We start from the raw sequence: 15485 nt of genomic DNA on the forward strand, positions 1-15485 counted from the left end.
CTTTCTTTACGAGCAGCCCGAGGTGCCGCCGCAGGTGTTGCACTTCATGCAGGTGCCGTTGCGCACCAGCGTGTAGTTGCCGCATTCCCCGCAGGGATCGCCTTCATAGCCCTGCATTTTTGCCTTCACCCGCGCGTCAAGACCGGTGGTCACAGCCGCCGATGAGGTGGCCGGTTTGGCCTTGGCCTGCGGGACGAGCGTTTGCAGGGCGGTCGCGGCGTCAACGTCCTTCAGAGCAACCGTTGCGCCCCCTTGCAGCAACACCAGTTCCTGCGGCATCCGCTTGCGCAGGTAGCCCGTGGAGGAAATCTGTTTGAGGACTTCGATCGACTTCACGCTGGCCGCCTCGGAGGGCGTTTTGACGTTGGACAGCCCTTCTTCCTCGCCACGCCCCAGATCGTCAAAGGCAGCGCCCGTTGGTTTGACATGCGCCAGATCGGTGCGGTCCAGATAGGACACGGCCAGTTCGCGGAAGATGTAGTCCAGGATCGAGGTCGCATTCTTGATGCTGTCGTTGCCCTGCACCATCCCGGCGGGTTCGAATTTGGTGAAGGTAAAGGCATCGACGAACTCTTCGAGCGGCACACCGTATTGAAGACCGACCGACACCGCGATGGCGAAGTTGTTCATCATCGCCCGAAAGCCCGCGCCTTCCTTGTGCATGTCGATGAAAATCTCGCCAAGGTTACCGTCCTGGTATTCGCCCGTGCGCAGATAGACCTTGTGACCGCCCACAATGGCCTTTTGCGTGTAGCCCTTGCGCCGCTCGGGCAGCTTTTCACGGCCCCGCGCCACTTCCTTGATGATCACTTTCTCGATGATCTTCTCGGCGATCACAGCGGCTTTTTCCTGCGCCGACCCCGTGGCAAGGATTTGCTCGGCCTCTTCGTCGTCCTCGATCAGGGCCGACGCCAGCGGCTGGCTGAGTTTGGAGCCGTCGCGATAGAGCGCGTTGGCTTTGATCCCGAGCGACCAGCTTAGTTCATAGGCGGCCTTACAGTCCTCGACGGTCGCGTCGTTGGGCATGTTGATCGTCTTGGAAATCGCCCCCGAGATGAACGACTGCGCGGCCGCCATCATGGTAATGTGGCTTTCAACCGACAGATACCGCTTGCCTTTTTTCCCGCAGGCATTGGCACAGTCAAAGACCGCGTAATGTTCGGTTTTCAAAAAGGGCGCGCCTTCGAGGGTCATGGTGCCGCAAACGTGGTCGTTGGCGGCCGCGATGTCCTTGTTGCTAAAACCGAGGTGACGCAGCAGGTCAAAGGCCGGATCGTTCAGCTTGGCGGCCGGGATGCCCAGCGTGCCGGTGCAAAATTCCGCCCCCAGCGTCCATTGGTTGAACACAAAGCGGATATCGAAAGCCGAGGGCAGCGCCGCTTCGATCTTGTCGATCTGGGCCTGACCAAAACCATGGCCGATCAGCGAGGCATGGGTGATTCCGGGCGCATTCCCGAGCGTGCCGTGACCCACCGCATAGGCCACGATCTCCTCGATCTCGTTCGACGCATAGCCCAGTTTTTCCAGAGCGGCGGGTACGGAGCGGTTGATGATCTTGAAATAGCCACCGCCTGCGAGCTTCTTGAATTTCACCAGTGCAAAATCCGGCTCGATGCCCGTGGTGTCGCAATCCATCACCAGACCGATGGTGCCCGTGGGGGCGATCACCGACACTTGCGCGTTGCGAAACCCGTGGGTCTCGCCAAGGGTCAGCGCTTCGTCCCAGGCAGATTTCGCCAGCTCTACCAGTTCGATGTCGGGGCAACCGGCGTGATCGAGCGGCACGGGTTTGACATCCAGCCCCTCATAGCCGGTCGCCTTGCCATAGGCGGCAGTGCGGTGGTTGCGAATGACGCGCAGCATGTGGTCGCGGTTCTTGTCGAATTTGACGAAAGCGCCCAGTTCGCCGGCAATTTCAGCCGAGGTCGCATAGGAAACACCGGTCATGATGGCGGTCAGCGCACCGGTCAGGGCGCGGCCCTCGCGGCTGTCGTAGCTGAACCCGAGGTTCATCAGCAAGCCGCCGATGTTGGCATAGCCCAGACCCAGCGTGCGGAAATCATAGGAGCGCTGCGCGATTTCCCTGGAGGGGAACTGCGCCATGGTGACCGAAATTTCCAGGGTCAGCGTCCAGAGGCGTGTCGCATGCATGTAGTGTTCGGACAGGAATTTGCCGTCGCTCAGGAAGGTCAGCAGGTTCATCGACGCCAGGTTACAGGCCGTATCGTCGAGGAACATATATTCCGAACAGGGGTTCGAGCCGCGGATCTGACCGTCTTCGGGGCAGGTATGCCAGGCATTGACCGTATCGTGGAACTGGATGCCCGGATCGGCGCAGGCCCAGGCAGCATGCCCGACCTGTTCCCACAGATCGCGCGCCTTGACGGTCTTGGCCACGGTGCCGTCGGTGCGTTTGATCAACTCCCATTCGCTGTCGTCTTTGACGGCCTTGAGAAACGCATCGGTGACGCGCACCGAGTTGTTCGAATTCTGGCCCGACACGGAGGCATAGGCTTCGCTATCCCAATCGGTATCATAGGTGGGGAATTCGATCTTGGCGTAGCCCTGCTTGGCGTAATCCAGCACGCGCTTGACGTAGGTTTCGGGGATGCAGACCTGTTTTGCGGATTTGATCGCCGCTTTCAGCGCTGCGTTTTTCGACGGATCGAAAGCATCGACCTCTTTGCCGTCCCATGTGCCGATGGCATCGAAAATCTCGTTAAGCTGGCGTTCGTGCATCTTGGAGCCCGCGACGATGGACGCCACTTTTTGCTCTTCGATCACCTTCCAGTTCACGAATTCCTCGATATCGGGGTGATCCATGTCGCAGATCACCATCTTGGCGGCGCGCCGCGTGGTGCCGCCCGACTTGATCGCGCCCGCCGCACGGTCACCGATTTTCAAAAAGCCCATGAGGCCCGAGGATTTACCGCCCCCCGACAGCGCCTCATTCGCGCCCCGCAGGCTGGAAAAGTTGGTGCCCGTGCCCGAGCCGTATTTGAACAGACGCGCCTCACGCACCCAAAGGTCCATGATGCCGCCATCACCCACCAGATCGTCGGCAACGGATTGGATGAAACAGGCATGGGGCTGGGGATGCTCATAGGCCGAAGCGGAGCGCGTCAACTCACCCGATTTGAAATCGACATAGTAGTGACCCTGGCCGGGGCCGTCGATGCCATAGGCCCAGTGCAGGCCGGTGTTGAACCATTGCGGCGAATTGGGCGCGGCCATCTGGCGCGCCAGCATAAAGCGCATTTCGTCGTAATAGGCCTTTGCGTCGGCTTCGGTGGTGAAATAGCCGCCCTTCCAGCCCCAATAGCACCAGGCGCCGGCCAAACGGTCAAAGACCTGCTTGGCCGAGCTTTCGCCGCCAAAGCGGTCGGCTTGGGGGAGTTTTGCCAACACATCCTCATCGGCAACCGAGCGCCACAAGAACGCGGGCACGCCCTTTTCACGGACCTTTTTCAACGCGGCCGGCACGCCCGCCTTGCGAAAATATTTCTGGGCGATCACGTCAGAGGCCACTTGGCTCCAGTCGCGCGGAATCTCGCAATCGTCGAGTTTGAACACGATCGTGCCATCAGGATTGCGGATCTCCGAGGACGTGGTTGTAAACTCGATCTCGGCGTAAGCGTCCTGCCCTGCCGTGGTAAATTTGCGTTCGATCTTCATCCGACGTCGCCTCTGGTTTTCTGTTCAATCCGCGCACCGCAATGCACTGGTGACTCTTTTGGATCCCGGCCAGAACGGCGCAGCCCCTTACCGCTTTGCCGAATGGCAAAGCGCGCACCACAGGGTCTGTGGCGACTCACTTGGAGATGGGTCTAGTTCGCTTTCCGGCAGGAACAACAACATGTAGTAGCATTCTGCTTGCCTCCCACAATGTGCAGCGTGAGACCACCGCAGGTCAACGCCGAAATTAGGGGTTTGGAAAGCTTTTTCAGGTTGACCGATTTGACCCACAGAGCCCCTCGATTCGAGAAGGTTAACGCAGGAAAGAAACTCCTTTGTTTCAAAGGTATTCCACCGCGTTGCGCATCCGACTTATCAACAGTTGTGGACAACTTGGGTGTATAAAAATGTATGGTTCTGGCACGCAAGTTCAGCTGTGCCCGATTTTCGACCACCCTCTATATGTAGTGTCCAGTTTTGCGCCAGCGCCGCCACCGCCCGCAGAAAACCCCGTAAAAACAATTCACAAGACCGTCTCACGACATGCCGGACCGCCACAAAAGCGTCATATGAGAGAAAAAAGGGACTTTGGCCGGCCACAACAAATCTGCAACAGCGCAACCAGAGCGCGATTCGTTTTTTGGCCCTCAGAGACGAGACGCCGCCAGATATAGCGGGTCAGCGCGGCTCTTCTGTCGATATATGGGACCGCCATCGGGGATCAGCGCCAAGAGAGGCCGTCTTTCCCCGTGCTCAAGGCGCAGGTGCACCGATGCAGCAGGGCACAGTGCAGCGCGTCAAAATTTTGGTGAACAGGTTGGTGAAATGGTCGGGGCGATAGGATTCGAACCTACGACCCTCTGGTCCCAAACCAGATGCGCTACCAGACTGCGCTACGCCCCGACGAGGCTGTCCTAACGGGAAACGCGCGGCATGGAAAGGGGTATTGCGGGTTGTTTCTGGCACGGCTGCGGTTTTCTGCCACCCGCCCCAGAGACGCAGGCTTGCGGCTTTTGGGGCTTAGGTACAGGGCCACGCCGCAGTGGGACCAAAGGCCGGATGATGAAGCTCGTCCCCCACCGCAAACCCGTAGCGCTGCGACAAGCCTGCGTTGATTTCCAACACCGCCCGCACGCTGTCGCCGCCCGCAATCGGGGTGCGATCCAGCGGCACGGCATTTTCATGGATGCGGGTGATCACCCCCGCTGCATCGACAAAAATCATGTCGAGCGGAATCAGGGTATTTTCCATCCAGAACGCCACGCGCTGCGGCGTTTGGTAAAGAAACAGCATGCCCGCCCCGCGCGCCAGACTGTCGCGGTTCATCAGGCCCTGTGCGCGCTCGCTTGCGTCATCGGCGATCTCGATCTGGAACGATAGCGCCCCGAAATCGCCGCGCAGCTCCACGCGGTCCAGGGCGCAGTCGAGCGCAAAGGCGGGACGTGCCGCAAAAAGCGCGACACACATAAAGCCGCACCACAGCGCAGCCCGCCGGGGGGCGTTCCCCATAAGCGCAGCGCGGGCAGAGCGGCGCGCAGCGCGTGATCCCTGCCCGCCTATGCTCACAGTTCGTCGTCGCGCAGCGCCGTATCCCATGACAGGACCTGCGCCGCCATGCGACCGCGTTTGCCGTCAATCACCCGCAGACCGATCGCCTCACCGGGCAACAAATCCGCAAGTCCCGAGCGGCGCAGCACTTCGATATGCACAAACACATCTTCGGGGCGCCCGAAGACATTGGCAAAGCCGAAGCCCTTGCCCTTGTCGAACCATTTGACCCGCGCCGGTTCGAGCGGTGCATCAAGACCGCTGTCCTCGAGGGGGGCCAAATCTTCGAGAGCAGGACCCTCGACGTTCTCGGGCGGGCGGATGGCCAGCACCTCGATGGCTTGAATCCCGCGCGTGGTCTCTTGAACCGCCAGATCGATACCGGCGGAATCAGCCACAGAACTCTGGCCAAAATTACGAAGCACATTCGCGTGCAGCAAAATATCGGGGCCGCCACTGTCAGCAACCACGAACCCAAAACCACGGGCAGGATCAAACCACTTAACATGACCACTGATGGTCTTGGAGGGTACTTCGTCTTCCATGTTATTCCTTGCCGGCGCTTGTAGCTTGCGCTCTTTCCTGTGCGCGAAAGTGAGACACCTCGACGGGACATGCAAGCCGCCTGAACCTATCTTTTTCAACATGTTGCCATTCACGAAGCGCGAATGTCATGGATTTAGCCGCTCGATTTGCCATGTCGCGGCCTCGGTTTCACGCCGCCAACGGAAGCGATCGTGCAACCTGAACTCGCCCGCAGCCCAAAATTCGATCTCGTGCGGGCGGATCACATAGCCGCCCCAGAAAGGCGGTCGCTTGGGGGACAATCCGTGATGCACGCCCGCCTTTGCAACTTTCTCCATCAATGTGGCGCGACTGTGGAGCGGTTGGGACTGCTCGGAGGCCCAGGCCCCGATGCGGCTGCCCAAAGCGCGCGACTGGTAATAGTCATCCGAGGCCTGCGCCGTGGCGCGCGTTACCACCCCGCGCACACGGATCTGGCGTTGCAGCGTTTTCCAGTGGAACACAAGCGCCGCTTTGCCCGCGCTGTCCAGCTCCTGACCTTTGGCACTGTTATAATTGGTGAAAAAGCCAAAGCTCTCATCGGTGATGGCGCGCATCAACACGATGCGCACATTCGGCAGGCCGCTGTCATCGACCGTGGCAAGGGCGGCGGCGTCCGGGTCGGACGGCTCGGTCTCGCGCGCCTCGTCCAGCCAGCGCCGGGCGATCACAAAGGGGTCTTCCCCTGCAAATATGCCTTTTCCCATGCCCATTGGCGTCTCCTAGATCAAGTTGTCGGCGCTACAGGCACCGGTGCGCTACTTCAAGCCTGACGTGAGGGATGGCCAAGCCCACGATTTCGTGAACACCCCGCCGCGCAACCGGACCGGCGGACTTGCCACAGTACCCGCCACAAACCTACCCTAACGTCAACCACAAGTTACGACAGCACCCGCGACCGCCCTGCCCCCCTCGGCAAGACTTGATGCGCCACGCCAAACCCCCTAAAGCATCGGTCCAAGATGGCACGGCGCACAGCGGACGTGACGAAAAGCGTGGTCGAGGGACATTCAATGACAAAACTGATGGACGGCAAACGTGGCCTTATCATGGGCCTTGCCAATGACAAATCAATCGCATGGGGCATTGCCAAGGCCTTGGCCGAACACGGCGCGGAACTCGCCTTTTCCTATCAGGGCGAACAGCTGAAAAAGCGCGTCTTTCCGCTGGCGGAAAAACTCGGGTCCGACTTTCTGATCGAATGCGATGTGTCGGATGAAGCCTCCATCGACGCGCTCTTTGGTGACATCGAGGCGAAATGGGGCAAAATCGACTTTATCGTCCACGCCATCGGCTTTTCGGACAAGAACGAGTTGCGCGGGCGCTATGTCGATACCTCGCGCGCCAACTTCAACCTCACGATGGACATTTCGGTCTATTCCTTCACCGCCGTGGCCAAACGCGCCGCAGCTCTGATGAGCGATGGCGGCTCGATGCTGACCATGACCTACTACGGCGCCGAACGCATCATGCCCCATTACAACGTCATGGGCGTGGCCAAGGCGGCGCTTGAGGCCTCTGTGCGCTACCTCGCCGAGGATCTGGGCAAAGACCGCATCCGCGTGAACTCGATTTCCGCCGGTCCGATCAAAACCCTCGCGGCCTCGGGCATCGGTGATTTCCGCTACATCATGAAATGGAACGAGTATAACTCGCCGCTGCGCCGCAATGTGACCATCGACGATGTCGGCGGCTCGGCCCTGTATCTTCTGTCGGATCTGAGCGCGGGCGTGACGGGCGAAACCCACCACGTCGATGCAGGCTACCACGTTGTCGGCATGAAAGCCGTCGACGCGCCCGATATCACCAAAGACTAAGCGCGCATGTCGCTCGGCGTCTTTTTGTCGATTGTTGCGCTGCATTTCGTCGCCGCGATGTCACCGGGGCCGTCTTTCGTCGTCTCGGTGCGCACCGCCGCGGCGGAGGGGTTTCGCCCTGCGCTTGGCCTTGCGGTGGCCTATGGTCTGGGCGCGTTGATCTGGGCCCTGGCCGCATTGTTCGGCCTTGCCTTGCTGTTCAACGTACTGCCCGCGACCTTTAGCGCCTTCAAAATCGCGGGCGGCGTGTTTCTGATCGTGGTTGCCTATAAAACCATCCGCCACGCCAGCGACGCCCTGCCCCCCGTCAGCGCCCTCGCCGCGCCGCGTTCCCTGATCTCCGCGCTGCGGCTGGGGTTGGTGACGCAGCTTGCCAATCCCAAACCGGCGGTGTTTTTCGGCGCGGTCTTTGCGGGGCTTGTGCCCGCCGACACGCCTGTGCCGGTGCTTGCGGCCCTTCTGGCCGTTATTACCCTCAACGAGACGCTGTGGTATGTTTTCGTTGCCCGTGTCTTTTCCTTTGCTCCGGCGCGCGCGGGCTATGCCCGCATGAAGCGCTGGGTCGACCGCACTTTGGGTGGACTTATCGGGCTGTTCGGCCTCAAGATCGCCCTCACTTAAATTCGCCTGCTCACTGGAGACTGCCATGACCGACCGCCTGCCGCATGAAAAAGGCTTTCACATCAGCTGGGATCAAATCCACCGTGACAGCCGCGCGCTGGCGTGGCGGCTTGACGGGCGCGGCCCCGATGACGGCGCATGGCGCGCGATTGTGGCGATCACGCGCGGCGGCATGGCCCCCGCGATGATCATCGCCCGCGAACTGGACGTGCGCACTGTCGATACGATCTCGGTGAAAAGCTATGACCATCAGGATCAATCCGAAGCCAAGGTATTGAAATCGCCCGATGCGCAGATGATGGGCGATGGCACCGGCATTCTGGTAATCGACGACCTCGTGGACAGCGGAAAAACGCTGGAACTGGTGCGCGACATGTATCCCAAAGCGCATTTTGCCACCGTTTACGCCAAACCCAAGGGCCGCCCGCAGGTGGACACCTTCATCACCGAAGTGTCGCAAGATACGTGGATTTTCTTCCCCTGGGATATGGCTTTGCAATACGTGCAGCCCTATCGCGGCAAGGATTGAGCCTGCGACAGCGCAAAGCGGCCCGCCAGACACAACGCCCGACACAACGCCAGACACAACGCCAGGCACAGCGCCGAAGACAACGGCAGACACATAAGACGAAAAGCCGCGCGGGGGACTGCGCGGCTTTTGGCTTTCCTGCCCGCGAGGCGATTGAAGCGGGCTGCCTGCGGGCCTAGGTTTACCCAAAGACCCAGCCGAAAGGACGACCCGCGTGAGCCTGTTTGCACAAGAGCCGCTTGACCCGTTGAACCCTGCAATGGCGCAGACCGCCGCACCGCCCGTCATGGAGGCGCGGCGCTGGCTGGAGGGGGTCACCTTTACGCCGGAACGCCCGCTGATCAACGTCAGCCAAGCGGCCCCCGTCGCGCCGCCCCCCCATGCCTTGCGCGCGGAAATGGCGCGGGTGGCCCTTGAGGTCGATGAGGCGCATCTTTACGGGCCGGTGCTGGGTTTGCCTGCCTTGCGGGCCGAAGTGGCCCGCCAGTGGTCCGTGGCCTATCGCGGGCCGGTGCGCCCCGAGGAGGTCGCGATCACCTCCGGCTGCAACGAGGCCTTTGCCGCGGTGATGGCGACGATTGCGGGGCACGGCGACGAGGTGCTGATGCCTGTGCCTTGGTATTTCAACCACAAAATGTGGTGTGACATGAACGGCGTCAAAGCGGTGCCGATTGCAACAGGCGACGACATGCTCCCCACCATCGAAGGCTGCGCGCGCCACATCACGCCGCGCACCCGCGCGATTGTGCTGGTAACGCCCAATAACCCTGCAGGGGTGGAATATCCGCCCAAGCTGGTGGACATGTTCTATGCCCTCGCCAAGGAGCGCGATCTGGCGCTTGTCGTGGATGAAACCTACCGCGATTTCGACAGTCGCGACGAAGCGCCGCATGCAGTTTTCCAACAAAAGGACTGGGGCGAGACGCTGATTCAGCTCTATTCCTTTTCAAAAGCCTACAGATTGACCGGCCATCGGGTCGGCGCGATTGTGGCCAGCGACCAGCGGCTTGCGCAGGTGGAAAAATACCTCGACACGGTGACGATCTGCCCCAACCAGATCGCGCAATATGGCGCGCTCTACGGGATGCAGCATATGGGCGATTGGGTTGCGGGCGAGCGGGATGAAATCCTGAAACGCCGCGCCGCGATTGAAGCGGGCTTCGCGGATCTGGCGGCAAAAGGCTGGGCGCTTTTGGGCTGTGGCGCCTATTTTGCCTATCTGCGCCACCCCTTTGACATCCCCGCCGACCAATTGGCCCCGCAACTGGTGCGCGACGCGGGTGTGTTGTGCCTGCCCGGCACGATGTTTCGCCCCAAGGGTGACAAGCACGGGGCGCAGGAGCTGCGGCTGGCCTTTGCCAATCTCGATGTTGCGGGGATCGCAACGCTGTTCGCGCGGCTCGCGGCTCTCTCGGTGTAGCGGGCGCTTTCACCTTGTCCCAAGCGCCCCGACCGCATAGACATTGCCGGACTTGAGACAGGGTTCGTGATGGACGTCGGGAGGGCATGATGGCCGCAAAAGTTGGATCGAAAATCGTCTATGGGGGGCTGATGGTCCTTCTGGTCGTAGGGCTTGGCGGCTTTGGCGCAACCAATTTCGGCGCAAATGTCGGCAATGTGGCCAGCGTCGGGGACACCGACATCGACACCACCCAATACGGCAATGCCCTGCAGCAGGAATTGCAAGCCTTGCAGGCGCAGACCGGCCAAGAGTTCACCATCGCCCAGGCCGAACAATTCGGCGTGACCGGCGCGGTCCTTGACCGCTTGATCGACGCGGCGGCAGTGCGGGAAGCCGCGCGACGTCTGGGCCTGTCGGCAGGCGATGAACAGGTGCGTCAGGACGTGGTCAATACCGCCGCCTTTCAGGGGCTTGACGGCACCTTCGATCCCGAAGGCTACCGCGCCGCCCTGTCGCGCGCGGGCATCAAGACCTCCGCCTATGAAGACGAGGTGCGCGAAGGCATCGCCGCGAACCTGATTCAAGGGGCCGTAACCAGCGGTGTGATCATGCCGCAGGTCTTTACGACAACCGTGATCGACTGGCTGTCGGAAACGCGCACCGGTGAGATGGTGGTGCTGAGCGCCGCCGATTTAAGCGCCCCGATCGGCAGCCCCGACGCGGACGCCCTGCAAGCCGTCTATGAGGCAGATCCCGCCGCCTACACCCTGCCCGAGACCCGCAAAATCACCTATGCGTGGCTGACACCGGACATGTTGGTTGACAGCGTTGACCTGAATGAGGACGCGCTGCGCAAAGTCTATGACGACAATATTTCCCAATACAATCAACCTGAACGCCGGTTGATCGAACGTCTGGTCTTTGGCTCGGGCGATGAGGCGCAGGCCGCAGCGGATCGCATTGCCAGCGGCGAGGTCACCTTTGAAGAGGTCGTGAGCGAGCGCGGTCTGGCACTGTCCGACACCGATCTTGGCGATGTCGCGCAAAGCGATCTGGGCGCGGCGGGCGACAGCGTTTTTGCCGCCGCCAACGGCGACACCCTGGGCCCCATCGACAGCAACCTTGGCCCTGCCCTGTTCCGGGTGAACGGCATTCTGGCCGCCACCACCACCAGTTTCGACGAGGCGCGCCCTGAAATCGCCGCCGATATTGCCCTCGATACCGCCCGCCGCCAGATTCTGGGCGATATGGACAGGGTGAACGACGAACTGGCCGCAGGGGCCACGTTGGAAGAACTGGCCGACGACACGGATATGGAACTGGGCCAGATCGACTGGACGCCTGCGTCGGACACGGGCATTGCCAGCTATGCCGATTTCCAATCGGCTGCGCGCAGCGCGCAGGTGGGCGACTTTCCCGAAGTCATCCAGCTGAGCGACGGGGGCATGTTTGCCCTGCGCCTCGATGAAATCACCCCGCCCGCATTGCAACCGCTCGATGATGTGCGCGCGCAGGTCGAAAGCGCGTGGGAAACCCGCGAAACCCTTAACGCCCTGAGCGCGCAGGCAAAAGCTTTGGCGGATCAGGTCAGCGAGACCACCGATCTTGCCAGCCTGGCCGAAACCGCCAGTCTGACGCTGCGCCCGCTCGAGGCACTCGGGCGTCAGGGCTTTGTCGATGCCGCCCCCGAAGGTGTGGTTGACGCGCTGTTTGATCCGGCCCTTGCCGTCGGCACCGCCACCACCGTGGCGGGGGAGGAAACGGTTGCCGTGATCGCCCTGACGCAGGTGAGGGCGCCCGAGGACACGCCCGAGACACAGACCTTGAGCGACACCTTGTCCGACACCCTGAGCCAGAGCCTCGGACAGGACTTGCTGGACGCATTCACCACCGATCTGCGCGACCAATATGGCGTCAAAATCAACCAAGCGGCGGTGAACGCCGTTCACAACGCGCTTTGACGCGGCCTATCTGAAAGACGCCCGAATGGCACAGATCATCCCCGATTTCGACACTTTCGCCGCCGGATATGAGCGCGGCGAAAATCAGGTGGTTTACACCCGCCTTGCCGCCGACCTCGACACGCCGGTCTCCATCATGCTCAAGCTCGCTTCGGCGCGCAAAGACAGTTTCATGCTGGAATCGGTGACAGGCGGCGAGGTGCGCGGGCGCTATTCGATCATCGGGCTCAAACCCGATCTGATCTGGCGCTGTCGTGGCACCCATGCCGAACTCAACCGTCAGGCACGCTTTGACGAGGACGGGTTTGTCGCCTGTGACGCCGATCCGCTGACCTCGCTGCGCGCGCTGATTGCGCAAAGCCGCATCGCCCTGCCCGACGATCTTCCTGCGGCCAGCGCGGGACTGTTTGGCTATCTGGGCTATGACATGATCCGCTTGGTCGAACATCTGCCCAACGTGAATCCCGATCCGCTGGGCCTGCCCGATGCGATGCTGATCCGCCCGACGGTGGTCGCGGTTCTGGACGGGGTCAAAGGCGAGGTGAGCGTGGTTTCCCCCGCTTGGGTGGACTCAAACCTGTCGGCGCGCGCGGCCTATGCCCAAGCCGCCGAGCGGGTGATGGATGCTTTGCGTGACCTCGACAGCGCGCCTGCCGATGCCTCCCATGATCTGGGCGACGCCTATGTGCCCGCCGAACCGACATCGAATTTCACCCATGACGCCTATCTAGAAGCCGTTGAAAAGGCGAAAGAATACATTCGCGCAGGGGATATTTTCCAGGTGGTGCCGTCGCAGCGGTGGTGTCAGGAATTCCGCCTGCCCCCCTTTGCGCTCTATCGTTCGTTGCGCCGCACCAACCCCTCGCCGTTTATGTTCTTTTTCAATTTCGGCGGCTTTCAGGTGATCGGCGCCAGCCCCGAAATTCTGGTGCGCGTCTTTGACGGCGAAGTCACCATTCGCCCCATCGCCGGTACCCGTCCGCGCGGCGCCACGCCCGAAGAGGACCGCGCCCTGGAAGCGGATCTTTTGTCGGACAAAAAGGAACTGGCCGAGCATTTGATGCTGCTGGATCTGGGGCGCAACGATACGGGCAAAGTGTCCAAAATCGGCACCGTGCGCCCGACCGAAGAATTCATCATCGAGCGCTACAGTCACGTCATGCACATCGTGTCCAACGTGGTGGGCGAGCTGGCCGAGGATCAGGACGCGCTGTCGGCGCTGTTGTCGGGCCTGCCCGCAGGCACCGTATCGGGCGCGCCCAAAGTGCGGGCGATGGAAATCATCGACGAATTGGAACCCGAAAAGCGCGGCGTCTACGGCGGCGGTGTGGGATATTTTTCCGCCGGTGGCGACATGGATATGTGCATCGCGCTGCGCACGGCGGTCGTGCAGGACGAAAAGCTCTACATTCAGGCGGGCGGCGGTGTGGTCTACGACAGCGACCCCGAAGCCGAGTACATGGAAACCGTCAACAAATCCAAAGCGATCCGCAAGGCGGCCGAGGATGCCGGGCTATTTGCCCGCCACGGCAACCGCTAAGTCAGGTCGCGACAAAACGGGCGTGTCAGAGTGATCTGCACGCCCGTTTTGTCGCGCCTGTCGGGCGCGCGCAAGAGGGGGCGCCTGTCGGGCGCGCAGGGGTCAGTCGTCGCTCAGGACGGCGGAAACCGGTGCCATCGCCACGGTGGAGGCGCGGTTGCCCAAGGCCCATTCGGTCAAGGCGGTGAGCGTGTCGGGTTTGAGGCGACCGATCATGATCACCCGCTCGCCTGTGCCCGCGCGAAACGCCGCCTGATCCAGAAAGCGTTTCATTGCGGCGACATTCTGCCCGGCCCCGTCAAAGTCGCGAAACACGATTTCCGCGGGAACACCGGCGCGCTGCGCTTCCTGAATGACCGCATTCAACCCGCGCGCATAGGTGACAAGCGCGCGGCCCGATTGCTTGGCTGTGGCGGCGATCTGTTCGGCAAGGAGGCGGTTGGCCTGATAGCTGCCCGAGGGCGCATCGAGAAAGCCCAAGGACTCGGGCACGAGGGTCTGCGCGCGTTCCAGCACCATCGCTGCGTCCTGTGCCGATGCCCCATCGGGCATATCCACGCGCGCCAGCACTTCGAGACCGGCGTTGCGGTAGTCGGCCATGCGGGCTTGCGCGTCCGGATCGGCGATGTCGACCGCCATGGTCACCGGAAACGGCAGATCCGCCAGTTGGCTGGAGGTGAGGGTCATGTCGCCCGTATCCAGCAACACCACCGCCATATCCGGTTGCCCCGACACATTGCGCCACTCCGAGCGGAACATCTCGAAAGCGCCGATTGCGCCGTCAACGGCCCCTGTCTCTGTCGGGGCCGACACAGTAGGCAGGCGGTCTGTCACCACATTGCTGGCCAGATTGCCAAAACCGCTGGATGCTTGCGTGCCCAAACGGCTGTCGCCTTGCAGGTCGAGCGTGGGCTTGGCTGCAAGCTCGAGTGGCGCGGGCTGGTCCTGCGCGGTAGCGGCCTCGGCCGGCGCGGGGGTCTCCATCAGGTCTGCGTCGCCCGCAACATTGGCGTCGAGCGCCGTTTCGCCCTCCCCTGCGCTGAGCGTCTGCGCGGGGAGCGGTTGCGCCTCAGGGGCGAGTTGCGGCTCTTGGGGGGCGCGCGGCGCATCGCTTGCGACCAGCGGCGCGGTATCGAGGCCCGGGGGGGGAGGTTCGCTGGCTTGCGGGGTCGCAAGGACCGGTTCCAGCGGTTCGCCGGTCGCAGGCTCCGCGTCGGGCACGGGCGCGACAGGGTCCGCAGGGGCGGCACCGACCTCGGGCGCGGCCTCGGGGGCCTGCGGCATCTCGGGCATGTCGCTATCGCGTGGTTCGGGGGTGTCGACCGTTTCCATCGCCGCCGAGCGCGACGGCTCTGCGGCCACATCGCGGGCTGTGAGGGCATCCTCCGGCGCGTTCTCCGGCGCGTTCTCCGGCCCGTTGTTGTTCGCCGCGTCGCCCGCCGCGTCGCCGGCTTGATCCTGCGCGGCGTCGTTCGCCAGCGACAGGGGCGGTGATTCGGGGGCCTCCGGCGCCTGCGGGCTTTGCTCTTGCGCACCTGTGTCGGTCTGCGCGGTCGCATCGGGGGCGCGCTGCGCGTCGCGCTGAGCCCCTGCGGGCGTCACCTGAACGATCGGCAGCGCCTGATCGGCCACCGCACCGACGACCACGCCCACCACTGCGCCCCACACAAGGCCTGAGATCATCCCGCTCGCCATATCCGTCCTCCGGCTTGCGCTTGGACCGTTATGTTACGGCCTGATTTGCGCCACTGTCTCGCTGCCCGCCACCGACAGGGGCCCGCGCCTGCGCTGCCCTGCCTGTGATGCGCAAATTCCGCGTGAAATCCGA

General features: G+C 62.2%; 11 protein-coding genes and 1 tRNA gene. 6 read left to right on the top strand and 6 right to left on the bottom strand.

What is annotated here, in order from left to right:
• Positions 1 to 6: 6 nt before the first annotated feature.
• The 5 genes from AQS8620_RS14985 to pdxH form a co-directional block, all read right to left on the bottom strand.
• Positions 7 to 3675 carry a vitamin B12-dependent ribonucleotide reductase gene (locus AQS8620_RS14985; RefSeq protein WP_085837827.1) on the bottom strand — a complete coding sequence of 1223 codons (3669 nt, stop codon included), beginning with the start codon at positions 3673 to 3675 and terminating at the stop codon, positions 7 to 9.
• Between the two features lie 826 nt (positions 3676 to 4501).
• A tRNA-Pro gene (locus AQS8620_RS14990) sits at positions 4502 to 4578 on the bottom strand.
• A 117-nt stretch (positions 4579 to 4695) separates the two neighbouring features.
• Positions 4696 to 5142 (bottom strand): DUF192 domain-containing protein, encoded by a 447-nt coding sequence (locus AQS8620_RS14995; protein WP_085837828.1) that lies wholly within the window; start codon positions 5140 to 5142, stop codon positions 4696 to 4698.
• Between the two features lie 95 nt (positions 5143 to 5237).
• The gene (locus AQS8620_RS15000; RefSeq protein WP_085837829.1) at positions 5238 to 5768 is read right to left on the bottom strand and encodes a cold-shock protein; all 531 of its coding nucleotides are present in this window, start codon (positions 5766 to 5768) and stop codon (positions 5238 to 5240) included.
• Between the two features lie 126 nt (positions 5769 to 5894).
• Positions 5895 to 6500, bottom strand: a complete 606-nt coding sequence (gene pdxH / locus AQS8620_RS15005; RefSeq protein ID WP_085837830.1) for a pyridoxamine 5'-phosphate oxidase — start codon at positions 6498 to 6500, stop codon at positions 5895 to 5897.
• 300 nt (positions 6501 to 6800) lie between these two features.
• Here pdxH and fabI point away from each other — a divergent pair, with 300 nt between their 5' ends.
• From fabI to trpE, 6 genes are all read left to right on the top strand, one after another.
• Positions 6801 to 7604 (top strand): enoyl-ACP reductase FabI, encoded by an 804-nt coding sequence (fabI, locus tag AQS8620_RS15010; protein ID WP_085837893.1) that lies wholly within the window; start codon positions 6801 to 6803, stop codon positions 7602 to 7604.
• Positions 7605 to 7610: 6 nt separating this feature from the next.
• On the top strand, positions 7611 to 8225 hold the full coding sequence (locus tag AQS8620_RS15015) for a LysE family translocator (protein WP_085837831.1): 615 nt from the start codon (positions 7611 to 7613) through the stop codon (positions 8223 to 8225).
• Positions 8226 to 8250: 25 nt separating this feature from the next.
• Positions 8251 to 8754, top strand: a complete 504-nt coding sequence (gene gpt / locus AQS8620_RS15020) for a xanthine phosphoribosyltransferase (RefSeq protein ID WP_085837832.1) — start codon at positions 8251 to 8253, stop codon at positions 8752 to 8754.
• A 214-nt stretch (positions 8755 to 8968) separates the two neighbouring features.
• Complete coding sequence (locus AQS8620_RS15025; RefSeq protein ID WP_370737896.1) at positions 8969 to 10174, top strand: aminotransferase; 1206 nt, start codon at positions 8969 to 8971, stop codon at positions 10172 to 10174.
• Positions 10175 to 10263: 89 nt separating this feature from the next.
• The gene (locus AQS8620_RS15030; protein WP_159453262.1) at positions 10264 to 12117 is read left to right on the top strand and encodes a SurA N-terminal domain-containing protein; all 1854 of its coding nucleotides are present in this window, start codon (positions 10264 to 10266) and stop codon (positions 12115 to 12117) included.
• A 25-nt stretch (positions 12118 to 12142) separates the two neighbouring features.
• On the top strand, positions 12143 to 13657 hold the full coding sequence (gene trpE, locus AQS8620_RS15035) for an anthranilate synthase component I (protein ID WP_085837835.1): 1515 nt from the start codon (positions 12143 to 12145) through the stop codon (positions 13655 to 13657).
• A 102-nt stretch (positions 13658 to 13759) separates the two neighbouring features.
• Here the strand turns inward: trpE and AQS8620_RS15040 are convergent, their stop codons facing one another.
• Positions 13760 to 15352, bottom strand: a complete 1593-nt coding sequence (locus tag AQS8620_RS15040) for a divergent polysaccharide deacetylase family protein (RefSeq protein ID WP_085837836.1) — start codon at positions 15350 to 15352, stop codon at positions 13760 to 13762.
• Positions 15353 to 15485 lie beyond the last annotated feature (133 nt).

This window comes from Aquimixticola soesokkakensis (assembly GCF_900172375.1).
Lineage (GTDB): Bacteria > Pseudomonadota > Alphaproteobacteria > Rhodobacterales > Rhodobacteraceae > Aquimixticola > Aquimixticola soesokkakensis.

What these genes read in the sequence shown, in the direction of transcription:
- AQS8620_RS15015 (WP_085837831.1), top strand. Translation starts at nt 7,611, where the DNA reads ATGTCGCTCGGCGTCTTTTTGTCGATTGTTGCGCTGCATTTCGTCGCC.
- AQS8620_RS14985 (WP_085837827.1), bottom strand. Translation starts at nt 3,675, where the DNA reads ATGAAGATCGAACGCAAATTTACCACGGCAGGGCAGGACGCTTACGCC.
- pdxH (WP_085837830.1), bottom strand. Translation starts at nt 6,500, where the DNA reads ATGGGCATGGGAAAAGGCATATTTGCAGGGGAAGACCCCTTTGTGATC.
- AQS8620_RS15000 (WP_085837829.1), bottom strand. Translation starts at nt 5,768, where the DNA reads ATGGAAGACGAAGTACCCTCCAAGACCATCAGTGGTCATGTTAAGTGG.
- AQS8620_RS15030 (WP_159453262.1), top strand. Translation starts at nt 10,264, where the DNA reads ATGGCCGCAAAAGTTGGATCGAAAATCGTCTATGGGGGGCTGATGGTC.
- fabI (WP_085837893.1), top strand. Translation starts at nt 6,801, where the DNA reads ATGACAAAACTGATGGACGGCAAACGTGGCCTTATCATGGGCCTTGCC.
- gpt (WP_085837832.1), top strand. Translation starts at nt 8,251, where the DNA reads ATGACCGACCGCCTGCCGCATGAAAAAGGCTTTCACATCAGCTGGGAT.
- AQS8620_RS15040 (WP_085837836.1), bottom strand. Translation starts at nt 15,352, where the DNA reads ATGGCGAGCGGGATGATCTCAGGCCTTGTGTGGGGCGCAGTGGTGGGC.
- trpE (WP_085837835.1), top strand. Translation starts at nt 12,143, where the DNA reads ATGGCACAGATCATCCCCGATTTCGACACTTTCGCCGCCGGATATGAG.
- AQS8620_RS14995 (WP_085837828.1), bottom strand. Translation starts at nt 5,142, where the DNA reads ATGTGTGTCGCGCTTTTTGCGGCACGTCCCGCCTTTGCGCTCGACTGC.